Here is a 17898-nt window from a genome sequence, read left to right as displayed (position 1 = left end):
ACGCCATTGTGAGCAATGCCTCTGATCCCCATATAATGCGGGAAAGGGGATCGTCATGACACATGAGTTTCTGACAACGTTTTTCGGTTGGATGGCCACGCTTAATATCGCGGTTTTGCTGTTCACCACCGTCATGATTCTGCTTTTGCAGGACTGGATCGCTGGCATTCACGGCAGGATGTTTCAGATGGATCGCGCCGACGTGAAACGTGCCTATTTCAGATACCTTGCCAACTACAAGATTCTGACACTGATCTTTTGCATCGTGCCCTGGCTGGCCTTGAAACTGATGTAGGTAGCGCTGACCACAAGCGCCGTTGTTGTAACGACACGGCAGGATTGTTAGGTCAAACGCAACACACACTGCCTTCCGGAGCCACATTATGGACAAGCAAACCGAAATCGAACTTCAGGCTGCCGCCTTTCGTCGGCTGCAAAAGCACCTGATGGAAGACCGCACCGATGTGCAGAACATCGACATGATGAATCTGGCCGGGTTCTGCCGAAACTGCCTGTCACGGTGGTATCAGGAAGCGGCCAATGAAAAGGGGATCGAGATGGGCAAGGACGAGGCCCGAGAACTTTTCTACGGCATGACCATGGATGAATGGAAAGCCAATTATCAAACCGAGGCCAGCGCTGAAAAACAGGCCGCCTTCAAGGTCGCGTTTGAAGAGAATGTAACGAAAAAGGGCTAGGCCCAATACGAAATAGGCCCGCCAGATTGGCGGGCCTTTTTCTTTAGATCGCCGCCTTGCGGCTTTCGTCCAGATAAATCTCGCGCAAGCGTTTTGCAATCGGCCCCGGCGTACCGTCACCTAGCGCAACTCCGTCGATTTCAACCACCGGCATCACAAAGGCACTGGCCGAGGTGGTGAATGCTTCGTCCGCCTCTTTGGCTTCGTCGATGGTGAACAGACGCTCTTCGATTTCCATCTGCGCCTCAGCCGCCATGCGCAGCACGGCCTTTCGGGTGATGCCGTGCAGGATATCGTTGGACAGCGGGCGGGTGACAATCTTGCCGTTTTTGACGAAATAGGCGTTGTTGCTGGTGCCCTCGGTCACAAAGCCGTCCTCGACCAGCCATGCGTCGTCGCAACCTGCCTTCTTGGCCATCATCTTGCCCATCGACGGGTAGAGCAATTGCACCGTTTTGATGTCGCGGCGGCCCCAGCGGATGTCTTCGATCGAGATGATCTTGGCGCCTTTCCTTGCCGCCGGACTGTCAGCCAGCCCCGGCTTATTCTGCGTGAACAGAACGAGGCTGGGCTGGGTATCTGCCGACGGAAACACGAAATCCCGGTCGCCATCGCTGCCGCGCGAAACCTGCAGATAGACCAAACCTTCCTCGATACCGTTCAGCTCAATCAGCTTACGGTGGATTTCCAACAGTTCATCCTTGGTGCAGGGCTCGGCCATCTCCAGCTCGTCCAGCGAGCGCTTCAGACGGACTGAGTGACCTTCGAAGTCGATCAGCTTGCCGTCCAGCACACTGGTGACTTCGTAGACCGCGTCCGCAAACAGGAAGCCACGGTCAAAAATGGAAACCTTGGCCTCGGTCTCCGGCAGATATTCGCCATTTACGTAAACGGTGCGGGTCATGTTCGTCTCCTCAACCCCAAAGTGCGGCCGCAGGCGGGTGCACTCCGGCGTCGTCAAAATCCAGCGGGGTGTCGCGGTCTTCGGCCAACAGAAGCGGGCCGTCAAGGTCCGTTACCATCGCACCCTGCGCCAGCAATGTCGCAGGTGCCATGGCAAGCGAGCTGCCGACCATACATCCCACCATAATGTCATAGCCTTCGGCAATCGCCGCCTTGCGCAACTCCAGCGCCTCGGTCAGGCCTCCGGTCTTGTCGAGTTTGATGTTGATGACATCATATTTGCCCTTCAACTTGGGCAGGCTGGCGCGGTCATGGCAGGATTCGTCAGCACAGACTGGCACCGGGCGCTTCATACCGATCAATGCGTCGTCATCTCCTGCGGGCAATGGCTGTTCCACCAACGCCACGCCCAGCCGCACCAGATGCGGGGCGAGGTCGGCGTAAACTTCGGCCGACCAGCCTTCGTTTGCATCCACAATGATCTTGGAGACCGGAGCACCGGCTCGTACTGCCTCAAGCCGGGGCATATCATCAGGTGTGCCCAGCTTGATCTTCAGAAGCGGGCGATGCGCGTTCCCGGCGGCCTGCGCCTGCATTGCCTCGGGGGTGTCCAACGACAATGTATAGGCGGTGATCTCGGGGCCGGGCTTGGGCAGACCTGCCAGGTCCCAGGCGCGTTTGCCGGTTCGTTTGCACTCCAGATCCCACAGGGCGCAATCCACGGCGTTCCGCGCGGCACCTGCTGGCAGCAGATCCATCAGCGACCGGCGGGTGACATCCGCGGGCAGACCGGCAATCTCGGCCTCAACGGACTCCAGCGTTTCGTCATAACGCGCATAAGGAACGCATTCGCCCCAGCCCTGATGAGTTCCGTCCGACACCCGAACCGTCAGCACCTTTGCTTCGGTCCGCGACCCGCGCGAGATGGTGAAGACCTGCGCCAGCCGGAACACATCGCGAGAAACCTCAATCTGCACGCACCCGTTCCTTCATCTTTTCCCAAATACTCACGCCGGAGGTGAAACAGCCCCGCCACCGGCGCGTTGTTCAGATCACATTGCGGCCAGCGCGTCCACCAGCTTGCCCGAACCAAAGCGGAACGGGTCGGTCGCAGGCAGGCCCATATCCGCTTCGATCTTGGCCAGGTAGGCGGTCGCCTCAGCCTCGGACATGTGCTGCGTGTTGACCGAAACGCCAACAACCTGACAATCCGGGTTTGCCACTTTGGCCAGTGCCAGCGCGGTGTCGCGCAGGGCTTCCAATGCCGGCAGTTGATAGGTTGGCAAGCCGCGCATATGCGCACGGGTCGGTTCATGGCTCAGGATCAGGGCGTCCGGCTGGCCGCCATGGATCAGCGCCATGGTCACGCCGGAATAGGATACGTGGAACAATGATCCCTGCCCTTCGATCAGATCCCAGTGATCCTCGTCATTGTCCGGTGTCAGCCATTCGACCGAACCAGCCATGAAATCGGCAATGACTGCGTCCAGCGGCACACCGTCACCGGTGATCAGGATGCCGGTCTGGCCGGTCGCGCGGAAGGTCGATTTCATCCCGCGCTCACGCATCTCGGCGTCCATCGCCAGCGCGGTGTACATCTTGCCAACCGAACAGTCTGTTCCGACGGCCAGACACCGCTTGCCCTTGCGCTTGATCCCGTTTGCGATCGGATAATCGATCTCGGGCACCCGTACATCATGCAGTTTTCGCCCGGTTGCTTCGGCAACGGCTACCAGGTCGGGCTCATCCCGCAGCAGGTTATGCAACCCCGAGGCCAGGTCGAACCCTTCCTCAAGCGCCATAACCAGAACCTTTTTCCAGTCCTGGCTGATCACACCGCCGCGGTTTGCCACGCCGATCACCAGCGTCTTGGCTCCGGCTTCTTTCGCTTCGGTCAGGGTCATGTCAGTCAGGCCCAGATCGGCCTTGCAGCCATCCATTCGATACTGGCCCACGGCGTTCTCCGGACGCCAGTCCTTGATCCCAACAGCCACTTTGGCCGCCAATTGGTCGGGCGCATCGCCCAGGAACAGCAGGTACGGTGTCTCGATCATTGCGGTCACTCCTTTGATTCCGGGGCAGGCTAGAGAAGCGGCAAAACGAGCGCTTCGCGTTTTGGCCCGTCAACCACGGCCCATGCGCGAGTTTCTTGTGCAATATTCGCAATGCGCGCAAAAATCTTCGAAGTTTTCAAAATGATTAAACTTTAATCACCCCAGTCGGGCAGTTTTGAAGCCGCTTTCTGCAACCGCATTGCCGCAGATGCACAATCGCTCTTGCGCCGCACCACGCAATTTAATACCTCATTGAGCAGAAAAATCGTAATTTCATTACTCAGACGAGGTCCAGATGAGCTTTCGCATCCAACCTGCCGCACCGGCGCGCCCCAATCGCTGTCAGCTGTTTGGCCCGGGATCGAACACCAAACTGTTCCAGAAGATGGCAGCATCCGCCGCAGATGTGATCAACCTCGATCTTGAGGACTCGGTTGCGCCTTCAGACAAGGATGCGGCCCGCGCCAATGTCATCGAAGCACTGAACACCGTGGATTGGGGCAACAAATACATGTCCGTTCGCATCAACGGATTGGACACCCCGTACTGGTATCGCGACGTTGTCGATGTACTGGAACAGGCGGGCGACCGTCTGGATCAGATCATGATCCCCAAAGTCGGCTGCGCGGCGGATGTCTATGCGGTGGACGCACTGGTCACTGCCATTGAACGCGCCAAAGGTCGTGCCAAACCGATCAGCTTCGAGGTTATCATCGAATCCGCATCTGGCATCGCCCATGCCGAAGAAATCGCGGCCTCCTCGCCCCGTTTGCAGGCTATGAGCCTGGGAGCTGCGGATTTTGCTGCCTCGATGGGGATGCAGACAACCGGCATCGGCGGCACGCAGGAAAATTATTACATGCTGCACGAGGGTGCGAAACACTGGTCCGATCCATGGCACTGGGCACAGGCCGCCATCGTTGCCGCGTGCCGCACCCATGGCGTGCTGCCAGTCGACGGGCCCTTCGGTGATTTCAGCGATGACGAGGGGTACATTGCGCAGGCCAAACGCTCGGCCACGCTGGGCATGGTCGGTAAATGGGCGATCCACCCCAAGCAGATCGCGCTGGCCAATCAGGTGTTCACCCCATCAGAAGAAGCCGTGTCAGAGGCCCGAGAGATTCTCGCCGCGATGGAACAGGCCAAAGCCAATGGCGAAGGTGCGACAGTTTACAAAGGACGTCTGGTCGACATCGCGTCGATCAAGCAGGCCGAGGTGATCGTGGCACAGGCCGAACTGATCGCGGCCAACGGCTGAGAAACAAAAAAGGCGCCTGACCCGGCGCCTTTTTCAGGTGTTTTCTGGCGTCACCGCCCAAAGACAGCATTCGGCGTCCAGGTGAACCTTTCGCCTTTTTTACCCGACTTCATCATCAGGCAGGATGTTCCAAGCTTCTGGAAATAGATGATCTTGAGCGGGTACCACCCGGCCTTGGGCACTTCGACTTCGGTCCGCTGGTTGGCCTCGCAGCCCTGAATACCCGTGACATAGCCGATATTCTGGCCTCCGACGAATGCTTCTATCCCGTCATTCGACCAGGTTTCCAACTCGTAAACCCCAGGCGAGTCGAACCGCATATATCCCGTAATCTCGGCGGCAACATTGTAAGCTCCGTCGAATGTCATGACATTGTCACCCTGATTGGTGTCCCTGTAATCCAATCCCTGCAACGGTTGCCCAGGCTGTGCTTTGGACAGCATGCTTTTTGCCTGACTCAGATCGCGGATCTTCTTGTGTTGATTACCTGTACCAACATATTTCACATTCAGCCCCGCCTTCGGAGAAGGCTGCGGGTTGGCAGGTTGCAGTTTCAGCGGGGCAGACAAGGCGGCCCCGGCAACCACTGACAAGGCAACTGCGGCCGCCACTGTTCGAACGCGTTTCATCGTAATCTCCCTGTTTGCGTGCCGTTATGGCTGTGCATATCCACTGGCAACGTCATTTCCACGACATTAGGCCGTGAGTTTTCGCCCTGCAAGTGAGTGTGCCTTCACAAATCAAGACGTCACGCCCGTAAATTCTTGGGCGAACCCATAACCACATAGGATGTGATCGAGGTGACATGCGGCAGCGTTCCCAACACCTCGGTATGGAAGGTCTTGTAAGACGGCAGGTCTGCACATTCGACCCGCAGCAAGTATTCGATTGTTCCTGTTATGTTGTGGCACTCGACAACTTCCGGCGCTTGTTGGAGCGCGCGTTCAAACCCCTCCTGCGCGGCCTTCGTATGCTCGCCCAGCCCTACACCGATGTAGGCGACAAAGCCGATACCCATCGCCGCCGGGTCCAGAACTGCGCGATACCCCGTGATCACCCCGGCCTTTTCAAGCTCTTGCACGCGGCGCAGACAAGCAGAAGGGGAAAGGCCCACACGCTCGGCCAGATCCAGATTGCTGATCCGTCCGTCGCGAGATAGCTCTTGCAATATCTGGCGGTTTATCCGGTCATTTTTCATCATTGATTGCACAACTACAGGAAACACGCACAAAAAAGCAATTTCATTTGCCGCAGAGCGGACAATACTTCGCGCCATGACTTATGACATCCTGATGGCCCTGATCGCCTTTGCCTTCGTAACCTCGATCACACCGGGGCCGAACAACCTGATGCTGATGGCTTCGGGGGCAAATTTCGGCTTTCGACGTTCGATTCCGCATATGCTGGGCATTGGGCTTGGCTTTACCTTCATGGTGCTGCTCGTCGGATCTGGTCTGGTGCAGGTCTTTGATCGGTATCCCGTCAGCTATTCGGTGCTGAAAATCCTATCGGTGATTTATCTGCTCTATCTGGCCTGGAAGATCGCGCATGCCGCGCCGGCAAACAGCGCCGAGGCGACCGGCGTGCCGATGACATTCCTGCAAGCCGCTGCGTTTCAATGGGTTAACCCAAAAGCCTGGGCCATGGCCCTGACCGCCACCACGGCCTATACACCGGATCGGACGATGTATGCGATTGCCATCGTGGCGCTTGTCTTCGGGGCCGTCAACTTACCGTCCGTCAGCACATGGACCGTTCTGGGACAGCAGATGGCGCGGATGCTGACAAACCCGCGCCGATTGGTTGTCTTCAACTGGACAATGGCTGTGCTGCTTGTGGTTTCGCTCTACCCAGTGCTTTGGCCGGAGTGAGTTTCCCCATTAGTCGATTTCAGCGATTGTTCTGCTGGGCATGTCGGGAATGTGCTGGCAAGCAAACGAATCTCTTAATCTGATCAACGGCTTTTGACATGAACGATGCCGCTTCAGTGTCATCTAGTTGCATCTGAGGCCAGCCAGCGGCATATAGCTAGGAAATTTCACGCAGATGAGGCGTCATGACCCAGTATCTGGATTTCGAAAAACCGCTGGCCGAGATTGAAGGCAAAGCTGAAGAGCTGCGCGCGCTGGCCCGTGCCAACGAAGAAATGGATGTGGCCGAAGAAGCCGCCGCACTGGATGCCAAAGCCTCCAAGCTGCTGGATGAACTCTATCGCGACCTGACACCCTGGCGGAAGTGCCAGGTGGCGCGTCACCCGGAACGCCCGCATTGCAAGGATTACGTGGACGCATTGTTCACCGAGTTCACACCGCTGGCTGGTGACCGGAACTTTGCCGACGATCTGGCCGTTATCGGTGGTCTTGCGCGCTTTAACGATCAGCCGGTGATGGTGATCGGCCACGAAAAGGGCAGCGATACCAAGTCGCGGATCGAACGCAATTTCGGGATGGCCCGCCCCGAGGGCTATCGCAAGGCCGTGCGCCTGATGGAGATGGCGGGGCGTTTTGGCCTGCCTGTCATTACCCTGATCGACACCGCCGGTGCCTATCCCGGCAAAGGGGCCGAGGAACGCGGTCAATCCGAGGCGATTGCCCGGTCGACCGAGATGTGCCTGAAAATCGGCGTGCCGCTGGTTTCGGTCATCATCGGCGAAGGCGGCTCGGGCGGCGCTGTGGCGTTTGCGACCGCTAACCGTGTGGCGATGCTGGAGCATTCGGTCTATTCGGTGATCTCGCCGGAAGGCTGTGCATCGATCCTGTGGAAAGATGCCGAAAAGATGCGTGAAGCGGCCGAAGCGCTGCGTTTGACCGCTCAGGATTTGCACAAACTGGGTGTGTGTGACCGGATCATCCCGGAACCCAAGGGTGGCGCACATCGCGATCGCCCGTCTACGGTTGAGTCGGTGCGCGCGGCCATCACCGCCATGTTGGCGGAATTGGACGGCAAGGACGGGGCGGCCCTGATAAAAGACCGCCGTCAGAAGTTCCTTGATATCGGGTCGAAAGGGCTGGCGGCGTAACGGTCAGCCACCCAACCTGCGCAACAACGCAACCGAAGGCTCACCTGTCACGGGCAGACCATTGGCGCTTTGATAAGCGCTGATGGCTGTGGTGGTGTTGTTTCCGATCACGCCATCTGCGCCCTGGGTGTCATACCCCGCAGATGTCAGGCGGCGCTGCAATTCCTTGCGGTCGTCCAGCGTCAGCCCACTTGCGTCCGGCCCAAACGAGGCCTGAAACGGCGCGCCGCCCGCGATCCTGTCCGCCAGATGACCGACACCGATCGCGTAGCTGTCCGAGTTGTTGTAGCGTTTGATCACCTGGAAATTGCGAAACACAGCGATGCGGGGCCCGGGTGTTTGCGGCTGCAACACGGCTACCGGAGCACCGGATACACGCCCCGCCTCTCCGCCCCACGGTTGGCCCCGCACCCAACCTGCACGCGCCAGATAGGCCGCCGTCGAGGCCAGCGCATCTGTCGGATCATCTGACCAGATGTCGCGCCGCCCGTCGCCGGTGAAATCCACGGCATAGGCAAGATACGAGGTCGGAATGAACTGCGTGTGCCCCATCGCCCCGGCCCAACTGCCGGTCATGTTGGCAGGCGTGGTATCGCCGTTCTGGAGGATCTTCATCGCCGCGATCAGCTGGCTTTCAAAAAACTGCCCGCGCCGGCCATCATAAGCCAGCGTCGACAACGCCGATATAACAGGCACATCACCGCGGCGCGCGCCATAGCGGCTTTCCAGCCCCCAGACGGCCACGACGATTTCCTTATCCACGCCATATTGCGCCTCGATCCGCGACAGAGTGCCGTTATGTTGCCGCAGCATCTGCTGGCCGGTGCTGATCCGCTCGTCCGACGCCGCGATGGCTAGGTAATCTTCGAGGCTGCGCTTGAATTCGACCTGATTTCGATCGCGTTCGATTACGTCGGGCAAATACCCGGCCCCCTGAAAGGCGCGGTCAACGGTTGTCCGGGAAATCCCCTGCGACACTGCCCTGCCCTTGAAACCGGCAACCCAGGCATCCCACCCGGCATTGGGAACAGCCCGCATCCGGGTTGCAGGCGTGCCGGACGGAGCGGCGCCACCCGTGCAGGCGGCCAAAAGCGTTGATCCGAGGCAAATGGAAAAGGTCCGGCGAGTTATCATGGTTTGGGTCTGCTCTTGTTTGTGATTTGCCGCAAGAGTAACCCAGCCGGGTTGCACAGGCCAGAACAGTGACACCTTGGAAGGGCGCTTTGACGATGTCGGCAGGAAGCCGCTCAGCTGACCAGCAAACGCAGCCCTTGTGTCACATCCGAGCGCACTGCCAGCCGCAATCCCGGCTCGTCCCCGGCCTTGAGCGCGGCGATGATCAGCTTGTGGTAATGTGGCGGCTCTGCGCGCCTGAGACGTCCGTAAAGCGCCCGCATCGTCGGCCCAAGCTGCAGCCAGACGGTTTCGGCAATGGCCAGCATCGCAGGAGCCTGAGCGCGCAGATACAGGGTTCTGTGAAATTCCAGGTTCGAACGGATATAGCCAACCGCATCCCGTTTGGTCACCATCTCGGCAACTGTCATGTTGATGCTCTGCAACCTATCGATCAGGGCCATGTGTGCCCTGGGCAAGGCCCGGCTTGCCAGTTCGACCTCAAGCAAGGCGCGCAAGGCAGCCAGTTCCTCAATCCGGTCATTCGTCAGCTCTGGGGTCGATACCCGGCCCGATGTGGACAGGAACAATGCCCCTTCTGCGGCCAGGCGGCGCACCGCCTCTCGCGCCGGGGTCATTGAGACGCCGAACTCCTTGCCGATGCCCCGCAGGGTCAGGGCCTGCCCCGGTGCCATCTCACCATGCATGATCCGGGATCGCAGTGCCCGGTACACCCTGTCATGTGTTGCGGTCTGGGTTTCGGAAGGGCGTGCGGTCAACATATGCTCATGTGATCACAAAAAGGCGCCACGTCAACTCGGCTCGGTATCAAATCTGTAGCGATGCAACTCGGCCCCGTTGTCGCGCAACCAGCGGCGGGGCGGCTTATACGGGCCAAATATCTTTTCGACCCGCGCCCAGAAGGCGGGCGAGTGGTTCATCTCGGCAAGATGTGCCACCTCATGCGCCGCAACATAGTGCAACACATCAGGAGGCGCCAGAATAAGGCGCCACGAAAACATCAATCCGCCATGCGAGCTGCACGACCCCCAACGCGACCGCGTGTCACGTAGGCTGAGTGTCGTGTACGAACGCCCCAGCATGGCTGCATAATCATCACAGGCTCCGGTCAACCGGTCCCGCGCCAGTTCCTTCAGGAACCGGCCCAACCTGCGGGCCTCGGCCCCTGTGGGCACGGCAACCTCATCTGCATTCAGCAGAACCCGCCGCCCGGTTGCAGGAACGATTCGGCGCGCTTTCCCTTCGATCGGGATCACTTGCCCAAACTGCACGGTGGCCATATCGGGCCGACCCTGAAGATGCTGCCGGATCCACCCTTCTTTGGTGCGCGCAAAACTCAAGGCCTCAGATTCCGGCACGCCATTCGGGTAAGTCAACGTGACGCGCCCATCCAGCTGGGAGATTCGCAGGCTGATACGCCGCGCCCGAGCCGATTTGCGCAATCTCAGTGGCACCGGCGGTGTCCCTGGCAATGCGTGCTCTCCCATATCGCGACCTCTCTTGCGCAAAGACTTTGACAGTGCCCTCTGCCTGTGGCAGGTGAGCTGAATCATTTAGACGACTCACCTGATATCAAGGGGATTTGACATGCCCAAGGAAGAATGGGGCGTAAAGCGTGTTTGCCCGACAACCGGTAAGCGGTTTTACGACCTGAACAAGGACCCGATCATCAGCCCCTACACTGGCGAGATCGTGGAGCTTGAAACATCCAAAAGCCGTATGATCTCGGCGGATGCAGAAGACGCAGCTTCGGTCAAAGCACGTGAAAACACGGCGGATGACGATCTGGTTCTGGACGATGATGACAACGTCGACGTGGATTTGGATGACGATCTGCTGGACGATGATGATGACGACAATGATGATGTTTCTCTGGACGACATCACCGACATGTCATCAGACGACGACAACTGACCAAGTAAAAGGCGATCCCCAGGGTCGCCTTTTTCACCTGAGGAGCAGCTCGGGTGAAAATTCGCGCCCGATTCAAACTTTGGACTTGCACTCGCTGCCGCTGTCTCCTAAACGTCCGTCCACCGTACCGATGGTACAATGATGGGGCCTTAGCTCAGTTGGGAGAGCGCTTGCATGGCATGCAAGAGGTCAGGGGTTCGACTCCCCTAGGCTCCACCAAAACCTAACAATGATCCGACACCCATAGATCTTCCTTTTTGGCAGCAAGATTTTCCTTTGGTGGAAAATTCTCCATATTTTTTTGTTAATTTGCGAGTTTCTTCGAACTTTTAGGGCAATGCGGCCTATGGGGTTCTGCATGCAGCCGTCACCACGCCATGTCCAATTGGTAGCTGTTTTTTTGCCATAAGCGCATCGTCGCCGTTTTGAATACAAGCATTTGTGCTGGCGTTTTGCCAATCCTCCTGCTTTCCCGACGACTAGGCCTCCAACTTTTACAAGCCCAAGATTCAAAAAACTATGTTCGATTCCTATCTTGCACAGCATTAGATGGTTAAATGACAATCGCTGATCGAGACCGCGATCTTTGAATTCATTGTTCTGAGACGAAAATATGATCCTCTACAAGACAATCGCCTTGCAGTATGGGCGCTATCTCGAAGCCGGCCAGCCCGGCGACGAGTACGATCTCGTGGCTCGTTTGGGTCCAGAAGAGGAAACCCGCGTGCAACGGCGGGGTATCCTCCACGATCTCGCCGCGGCCCGCATATACCTGCTTGACCATCGCGCTGCGAATTACCTGGATAGCCTGCGAATGGATGTCCAGGGTATGCCGTGGGAGGATCGACCGGAAGCCCACATCCAGGACTATGTCCGAGTGAGCCTCCCCAACTGAACTGGTCCACCGCTATGTCTCGGAAAGGGAGGAACAGTTCAGTTGGGGAGGCTCAACAGGTGCGACCCAAAATGAAGCTGCATACTTATCTCTCACTTTTCAGACACAGCGTTGAACGATTGAGGTCGGCACCTTGGCGATATCCATCGAGCCTATGTTCCCCGCATATGGAAAGATGGGGTTACTCGACCCGAGAAAGCAGCAGAAAAACAGGTAAGAGGTCGTCGAACAATTCTATAGTTCTTTCAATGAGGTTTGGTTCGATTGCAAAGGCGGGATTTCCCAGATCCGTCCAGACGGTAAAGCCTTTGCGGCGCAATGCTTCATCATTTGGATGATCTTTGTCAAAACCGGAGGGAACACGTTTCAATTCAGGATCCCCGACCCGGAATCCACGCTTTCGCATCTCAGCGGTTAGCTTGGTCAACTCAGCCCCTTTGGGGCCTGCCATCTCTGTTCGAAAGGCATCCAACGCTTCCTTTTCGTACTGAAACACCCCGCAGCCAAGCGCCAGATCATCGGGTGAGAGCCCAAAGAACCACATCGGTGGCTGATCCGCATTCCCGTCAGGGATAAACGCAATATGCAGGTGTGCGTTGTAAGGTGTTTTGTCCTTGGAAAATCGGACATCCCGATGAATACGAAAAATCTTGCTGCTGTGGTTCTGGCCAGTCAGATCAAGCAATGCATCCGCCATGTTATCCGCGAAGTGCCTGCTGGCCTCCTTCAAATGGGTCTCGTAAATTGCTTTGTTGGCTGCAAACCATTCCTTCGTGTTATTGGCCCGCAAGTGCCTGAGAAAACCAAGCGCTGCGGGTGAGAAACTGTCAAATTTGGCCATTGATTTCTCCGTTCAGTCTTTCGCGGGAAGGGCTGCGGCGTGTTCGAGACAAAGGTGTAACCAGCGCAGCAAAGCGGCGTCATCGCAATCACTCTCATCCACGCGGATAAAACCACCCAGTTTGCGTGCACCGTGAATCACTTCCTGAGCCGCAGGGTCCGCCAGCGCAATGCTTTCGTTGTCCTTGCCCACCCGGAACATGAAACGGCCCAGCCCGTCGTTATGCCGCCGCGCCCCGCACAGCATGTTGCCGTTCAAGAAAAAGCAATTGCCACCCATCATGCGCTTTTCTGAAATGCCCACATGCGCGGCCAAAGCGTCACGAATGCGTGCGTTGAGGGTTTCATCCACCGGCATCAGCTGGATGCCTCAGGCTGCCGGTGGATCGACGGCGTGAACGAAACATATTCGACGAAGTTTCCATGTGACCGCATTACGCGCAAGAGCCTGTTGCCCCCATCCCATAACGGATGGATACCCGCCCTGGACCGACGCAGGCCAAAAGCAGTCGCCAGTGGAACGGTTACCCAGACCAATACCGCCGCAATAACCTGCACGATGTGCGAATATTGTTCCATCTGCGCCCTCCTTTCAGGCAGTTCTCAGGGTCTCATGCTTTCATAAGTGATCAATGCAAAGCGGGCACCTTGCGGGTCGTTCAGCGTGGCCATGCGCCCGACACCCGGCATATCCATCGCGGGTTGAAGAACTGTGGCGCCTTTGGCTTCGGCCTTTGCAACACTCGCATCCAGGTCGGCCACTGTGAAGAAGATCGTCCAGCTTCCACGCTCTTCCGGCATTGGTGAAAAGCCTCCGATAGCGGTCTCGCCCACAACTGCGGCCGAATAACTTGACCCATCCTGCATCGGCATATCGCTGATCGTCCAGCCCAGCACATCCTGATAAAAGGATTTGGCCTTGCTCTGATCCGGCCCGGAATGCCCGATCCATCCTGAATTTCCGACAGCCGTCATCTCAAGTATACTCATGGGTACCTCCGTTGGTTACGCCCGCCACATACGGGTCTGACCCAAGGACGTATGAGGAGTGTGTTTTCCTACAGGCCCTCCAATTCTTCTTTGCTAATTTTGATTTTTTCGTTGATCACGTCGCATTCCAACGCGGTGGGAGAAAGCGCCAACACGGTTTCAAAGGCGGAAATGGCGTCTTTATGATCCCCCGCTTCTTGCAAAAGGCCACCTCGCATCGCGTGAAACCAACGATAGTTGGACAGCTCCTGTGACAGAGGATCCATTGCCTTCAAAGCATATTGTGCGCCGTGTAGCTTGGCCTGTGCGGCAATCTGGTTGAGCCGGATCACAGGTGTCGGCTGCAATGCGTAAAGGGCGGCGTAGTGGCTTTCGATTAACGCCCAGTTGGTTTCTTCGGACGAGGTTGAACAGGCATGTGCCTGGGCGATTGCAGCCTGGATGACATAGACCCCGCGGTGGCCAATCCGCTGAGCTTTTTGCAACAGGGATGTAGCCTCAGCGATATTCGAGCGATCCCAAAGATCGCGGTTCTGATCGTCGAGTGCGACGAGCTTGCCTTCCGCGTCAATCCGGGCCCGGCGCCGGGCGTGTTGAAACAACAACAGCGCCAGCAATGCGGCCTGCTCGCCCATTGCAGGGAACAATGCGGCAAGAAGGCGGGCAAGCCGGATCGCTTCTTTGCACAGCGTGAGCTTGATTTGCTGCGGCCCGGCCGAGGTCGACCACCCTTCGCTGAACATCAGATAAACCATTGTCGAGACTTCGCCCAACCGGGCTTGTCTTTCAGCCGGGCTTGGCGTTTCAAAGGCGACCGGGTTATTTGCTATTTTCTTTTTGGCGCGGGTAATGCGCTGTTCCATGGCCTTGGACTTGACCAGAAATCCGCTGGCGATCTCATCGACGCTCAGCCCCGCGACCACCCGCAAGGCGATGGCGATCTGATCCCGCCGATCCAGTTCCGGGTGACAACAGATGAACAGCAAGCGCAGGACATCATCCCGCATCTCATCAGGGTCGGGTGTTTCCGCCGGCATCGGTTGAAACTCCTCTGCGTGGCGCGACAGGATTGCCGCGCGCCGCCGGGATTTGCGTATATCGTCCAGACCCGAATTCCGGGCCGTGGCCAGAAGCCATGCCAATGGATCACGAGGCGCCCCGTCCTGGGGCCAAACCGCCAAGGCTTTCAGGCAGGCGTCGGCAAAGGCCTCCTCTGCGGTGTCCAGATCCCGAAAAGCCCGCGTCAGGGCAGCAATGGCGCGCGGGCGTTGTTCAGCAAATGTGGCCTCCAGCCAGTCTGACATGATCTATTCCGACGATATGGCACCCCCGGCCCAGGCCACAGGCCGAACTTCCAGCCGCGCGACCGGTGAAGAGATCAGTTTTGCATGTTCCAACGCTTCTTCAAGATCTTTGAAATCAGCGGCGTAAAACCCAAGGAAGTTTTCCTTGGTCTCGGAAAACGGGCCATCGGTGATCAGGGGGGCAGCACCTTCGGACGCCGCCGGTTCGACCATTACCGCTGACGTTGGCGGCATCAGTTTTATCGACACAAACTCTCCGCGTTCCGACAAAACCGCTTGCAGGGCGCGATGGCCTGACATCACTTCGTCCTGGCGATCTTTCGGCAATGCCTCGAACACGCCCGGTTCCCCATAAATTGTGATTGCGTAGATCATTTTCGCCTCCATGCGTTGGTCGCATTGTGCAAGGACGCGCGACGCCATGCAAATCCGACAACGCGCAGAGCCGACAAATTGCCCAGACCGCTTTTGTCTGAAAACCCAGCGGTCCGGGCTTGCATTGCCATCCAGATAACAGGTCGGGGGATTTCAAAAACCGGAGCAAAACCGGTACCTTGAAAACCGGTTCCCAGAAAAATGGCTAAATGGTAGGCTGCGAGACTATGGAAAGCCGGCCAAATCGTCGATTAGCAGCCATCTTAGCCGCCGATATCGCAGGCTATTCAAGATTGGTTGGCTTGGATGAAGAAGGCACCATCGACAAGCTGCGCCGGATCCGCGCTGAAGTTATCGAGCCCTTGATCGCCGGGTATTCAGGGCGCATTGCGAACACAGCCGGTGATAGTTTTCTGATCGAATTCCCCAGCGCAGTCGATGCGGTTCGCGCTGCAGTCGAGATACAGGCCGAACTGTCGAAAAGAAACTCGGATACCGAACCTGATCGCGCAATCGTTTTTCGGATCGGTTTGAATGTCGGCGATGTCGTCTCGAACGCCGATGACATCCTGGGTGATGGTGTCAACGTTGCCGCACGGCTTGAGGCGCAGGCAGAACCTGGGGGGATTATCGCCTCGCAGGCGATTGTCGGATACGCGCGCAACAAGGTGCCCTTCGCCTTTACGCCAATTGGCCCGCAATCCGTCAAGAATATCGCGGACCCCATTGAGGCGTTCCGCGTCGAAACAGATGCGTTGACCCCGGCGGTAAAGCAAAAAACGAAGAAAGCGCCGCGTTTAATGAAGCTAGCTGCAATCCTGATCGTGTTGGGCGCGACCGGGTATATCGGGACAAAGACATGGGAAAAGGGTCAGTTGCGCGCTTCTGAAGCACAGATGGCTTACCCTCTGCCGGACCTGCCCTCGATCGCCGTGCTTCCCTTGACGAATTTCACCAGCGACGCGTCCAACAAGATGTTGATAGATGGCGTTTCCGAGGATCTGATAACGGACTTGTCCCGCATATCAGGGTTATTTGTCATCGCCGGAAACACATCCTTTGCATTTCAGGACCGCGACATTGATGTGGCAGGTTTTGCCGAGAAACTGGGCGTTCGCTATGTCGTTGATGGAAGCCTTAGACGTAGCGGAGAAGGTTTTCGGGTCAACATCCGCCTGACGGACACGTTGAACGGCAGATTGATCTGGGCGGAACGTTTCGACGGTGAAATCGATGAGATCTTCGACCTGCAAAACAACATTGTACTGGCGATTGCGCGCGAGTTGGATGTCCCGCTCGACACGCAAAGCCGGATTGCTATCGAAAACATAGAGACTGAAAAGATCGAGGCGCGCGAAGCGTTCCAGCGCGGGTGGGCGCTTTATTCACGCTTCAATGAACAGGACAATCTGGCCGCAATTCCGCATTTTGAGCGGGCTGTCGAGTTGGACCCGAATTATGCGCGCGCCTGGGCGATGTTAGCTATGGTACATTTGCGACCGCACATCTTCCACCACTGGTCAGGCTTTGCGAATGCTGAAGAGCAGATGCATATCGGGCTGTTCTATAAATACTACCGTGAACTGACGCATCAGGACACCTCGCTTATCCACGTCATCAGGGCAATAGTCGCTCTCAACCTTCCGGACTGGGACAGCGCCGAGGGTGTAAGTCGGGGAACAGAAGAAGCGAGACAAGAAGCCGCGAAAGCCATTGCCCTGCAACCAAGCGACCCTGAAGCGCATGTGACAATGGGATGGGCCTTGATCGCGGGTGGCGAGCCAGAAGAAGGGCTGGCATTTGTACAGGCTGCAATGCGCCTCGACCCGGAATACCCCAGCCACTACGCGCTATTTCAAGGTGCTGCGCTGTTTGCGATGAATGATCTGAAAGGTGCAGAGGCCGTTATTAGGTCTGAGCTGGACCGAAACCCGCAGGCAGTTGAGTTGATGCCATTTTCAGCGTCGGTTCTGGCCTTGAATGGCGATCGAAGCAGCGCGCGTGCAATGATCGAACAATGGCAGAATGGAAAAAACGAGAAGGTTCTGGGCGAAGCGGTGCGCGATTATTTCTTTATCGTGCGATGGATCGGCGAGCATCAGCATTTGAACAATCGCTTGAAAAACGGCCTTCAATTGGCCGCGCTTCCGCCGAGCACGACAGTTGCGAGCCTCAAAGCTGATCTGATGCGCGGAGATGCCAAGGAACAACGTGACGCGGCTCAGTCTTTGGCGCTCTTTGGAGCTGACGCAGCCCCAGCCGTTCCGGAACTGATCATGCTGTTGGGCAGCCCTTCGGTTTTTGTCAGAAAAGAAGCCGCCAACGCATTGGGTGAAATCGGCGGGAAAGCATTCCCCGCTTTGCCTGCATTGGAAGCAGCCGCAGACGGGTCTTTGTCGGGTAGATTTGCCGCCCGAGCCATTGAACAGATACGCGGAGCCTCACAATAACGACGACTTTGGGCGTATTCGATCCCTTGGCTCCTGCTTTTTCTGGAGAGTGTTGGCTGGAAAC

General features: G+C 57.3%; 22 protein-coding genes and 1 tRNA gene. 9 read left to right on the top strand and 14 right to left on the bottom strand.

Translation table 11 applies throughout. The features are described 5' to 3' along the window. The first annotated feature begins 55 nt into the window (after positions 1–55). Both ACR0M3_RS13245 and ACR0M3_RS13240 read left to right on the top strand, forming a co-directional pair. Positions 56–295 (top strand): DUF6868 family protein, encoded by a 240-nt coding sequence (locus tag ACR0M3_RS13245; protein ID WP_480554763.1) that lies wholly within the window; start codon positions 56–58, stop codon positions 293–295. A gap of 88 nt (positions 296–383) precedes the next feature. Beyond that, entirely contained in the window at positions 384–698 is a 315-nt protein-coding gene (locus tag ACR0M3_RS13240; protein ID WP_267365127.1) for a DUF1244 domain-containing protein, read from the top strand. Positions 699–741: 43 nt separating this feature from the next. On the opposite strand, the gene ACR0M3_RS13235 is transcribed toward ACR0M3_RS13240, so the two are convergent. The 3 genes from ACR0M3_RS13235 to dgcN form a co-directional block, all read right to left on the bottom strand. Next, on the bottom strand, positions 742–1602 hold the full coding sequence (locus ACR0M3_RS13235; protein ID WP_480483811.1) for a D-amino-acid transaminase: 861 nt from the start codon (positions 1600–1602) through the stop codon (positions 742–744). Positions 1603–1612: 10 nt separating this feature from the next. Continuing rightward, the gene (gene dgcA, locus ACR0M3_RS13230; RefSeq protein ID WP_480911259.1) at positions 1613–2578 is read right to left on the bottom strand and encodes an N-acetyl-D-Glu racemase DgcA; all 966 of its coding nucleotides are present in this window, start codon (positions 2576–2578) and stop codon (positions 1613–1615) included. A gap of 75 nt (positions 2579–2653) precedes the next feature. Further along, positions 2654–3655, bottom strand: coding sequence for an N-acetyltransferase DgcN (dgcN, locus tag ACR0M3_RS13225; protein ID WP_480911257.1), 1002 nt, complete (start codon positions 3653–3655; stop codon positions 2654–2656). Between the two features lie 295 nt (positions 3656–3950). Here dgcN and ACR0M3_RS13220 point away from each other — a divergent pair, with 295 nt between their 5' ends. Then, positions 3951–4913: an L-malyl-CoA/beta-methylmalyl-CoA lyase gene (locus tag ACR0M3_RS13220; RefSeq protein ID WP_480911255.1), complete on the top strand. Its 963-nt coding sequence runs from the start codon at positions 3951–3953 to the stop codon at positions 4911–4913. 50 nt (positions 4914–4963) lie between these two features. On the opposite strand, the gene ACR0M3_RS13215 is transcribed toward ACR0M3_RS13220, so the two are convergent. Beyond that, positions 4964–5542 (bottom strand): PA14 domain-containing protein, encoded by a 579-nt coding sequence (locus tag ACR0M3_RS13215; protein ID WP_480774194.1) that lies wholly within the window; start codon positions 5540–5542, stop codon positions 4964–4966. A gap of 119 nt (positions 5543–5661) precedes the next feature. Continuing rightward, complete coding sequence (locus ACR0M3_RS13210; RefSeq protein ID WP_480559588.1) at positions 5662–6114, bottom strand: Lrp/AsnC family transcriptional regulator; 453 nt, start codon at positions 6112–6114, stop codon at positions 5662–5664. Between the two features lie 73 nt (positions 6115–6187). Here ACR0M3_RS13210 and ACR0M3_RS13205 point away from each other — a divergent pair, with 73 nt between their 5' ends. Then, complete coding sequence (locus tag ACR0M3_RS13205) at positions 6188–6784, top strand: LysE family translocator (RefSeq protein WP_480623536.1); 597 nt, start codon at positions 6188–6190, stop codon at positions 6782–6784. Between the two features lie 185 nt (positions 6785–6969). After that, complete coding sequence (locus ACR0M3_RS13200) at positions 6970–7932, top strand: acetyl-CoA carboxylase carboxyltransferase subunit alpha (protein ID WP_267366162.1); 963 nt, start codon at positions 6970–6972, stop codon at positions 7930–7932. Between the two features lie 3 nt (positions 7933–7935). Here the strand turns inward: ACR0M3_RS13200 and ACR0M3_RS13195 are convergent, their stop codons facing one another. The 3 genes from ACR0M3_RS13195 to ACR0M3_RS13185 form a co-directional block, all read right to left on the bottom strand. After that, entirely contained in the window at positions 7936–9066 is a 1131-nt protein-coding gene (locus ACR0M3_RS13195; RefSeq protein WP_267366161.1) for a lytic murein transglycosylase, read from the bottom strand. A 113-nt stretch (positions 9067–9179) separates the two neighbouring features. Next, positions 9180–9827 (bottom strand): GntR family transcriptional regulator, encoded by a 648-nt coding sequence (locus ACR0M3_RS13190; protein WP_480473964.1) that lies wholly within the window; start codon positions 9825–9827, stop codon positions 9180–9182. A gap of 30 nt (positions 9828–9857) precedes the next feature. Further along, positions 9858–10553 carry a M48 family metallopeptidase gene (locus tag ACR0M3_RS13185; protein ID WP_267366160.1) on the bottom strand — a complete coding sequence of 232 codons (696 nt, stop codon included), beginning with the start codon at positions 10551–10553 and terminating at the stop codon, positions 9858–9860. Between the two features lie 100 nt (positions 10554–10653). Between ACR0M3_RS13185 and ACR0M3_RS13180 the strand changes: the two genes are divergently transcribed. From ACR0M3_RS13180 to ACR0M3_RS13170, 3 genes are all read left to right on the top strand, one after another. Next, positions 10654–10980 (top strand): TIGR02300 family protein, encoded by a 327-nt coding sequence (locus tag ACR0M3_RS13180; RefSeq protein WP_267366159.1) that lies wholly within the window; start codon positions 10654–10656, stop codon positions 10978–10980. Between the two features lie 143 nt (positions 10981–11123). Further along, positions 11124–11199: transfer RNA gene (locus tag ACR0M3_RS13175), tRNA-Ala, on the top strand. A 394-nt stretch (positions 11200–11593) separates the two neighbouring features. After that, positions 11594–11875: a hypothetical protein gene (locus ACR0M3_RS13170; protein ID WP_480911252.1), complete on the top strand. Its 282-nt coding sequence runs from the start codon at positions 11594–11596 to the stop codon at positions 11873–11875. Between the two features lie 181 nt (positions 11876–12056). Here the strand turns inward: ACR0M3_RS13170 and ACR0M3_RS13165 are convergent, their stop codons facing one another. From ACR0M3_RS13165 to ACR0M3_RS13140, 6 genes are all read right to left on the bottom strand, one after another. Continuing rightward, entirely contained in the window at positions 12057–12716 is a 660-nt protein-coding gene (locus tag ACR0M3_RS13165) for a DUF2461 domain-containing protein (RefSeq protein ID WP_480911251.1), read from the bottom strand. 12 nt (positions 12717–12728) lie between these two features. Further along, a complete protein-coding gene (locus ACR0M3_RS13160; RefSeq protein WP_480900337.1) occupies positions 12729–13073 on the bottom strand; it encodes a TfoX/Sxy family protein in 345 nt (114 codons plus the stop codon). Next, positions 13073–13294: an MAPEG family protein gene (locus ACR0M3_RS13155; protein WP_480483828.1), complete on the bottom strand. Its 222-nt coding sequence runs from the start codon at positions 13292–13294 to the stop codon at positions 13073–13075. Before ACR0M3_RS13155 ends, ACR0M3_RS13160 begins: the two co-directional genes overlap by 1 nt. Before the next feature lie 24 nt (positions 13295–13318). Continuing rightward, positions 13319–13705: a VOC family protein gene (locus ACR0M3_RS13150; protein WP_480900336.1), complete on the bottom strand. Its 387-nt coding sequence runs from the start codon at positions 13703–13705 to the stop codon at positions 13319–13321. A gap of 68 nt (positions 13706–13773) precedes the next feature. After that, positions 13774–15009 carry an RNA polymerase sigma factor gene (locus tag ACR0M3_RS13145; protein ID WP_480911249.1) on the bottom strand — a complete coding sequence of 412 codons (1236 nt, stop codon included), beginning with the start codon at positions 15007–15009 and terminating at the stop codon, positions 13774–13776. 3 nt (positions 15010–15012) lie between these two features. Next, a complete protein-coding gene (locus ACR0M3_RS13140) occupies positions 15013–15384 on the bottom strand; it encodes a YciI family protein (protein ID WP_480483831.1) in 372 nt (123 codons plus the stop codon). A 209-nt stretch (positions 15385–15593) separates the two neighbouring features. Between ACR0M3_RS13140 and ACR0M3_RS13135 the strand changes: the two genes are divergently transcribed. Next, positions 15594–17834, top strand: coding sequence for an adenylate/guanylate cyclase domain-containing protein (locus ACR0M3_RS13135; RefSeq protein ID WP_480911248.1), 2241 nt, complete (start codon positions 15594–15596; stop codon positions 17832–17834). The last annotated feature ends 64 nt before the right edge of the window (positions 17835–17898 follow it).

It is taken from the genome of Ruegeria sp. O5, assembly GCF_056535105.1.
Note: the sequence above shows the minus strand (reverse complement) of the source record. Positions and strands in the feature narration are given on the sequence as shown.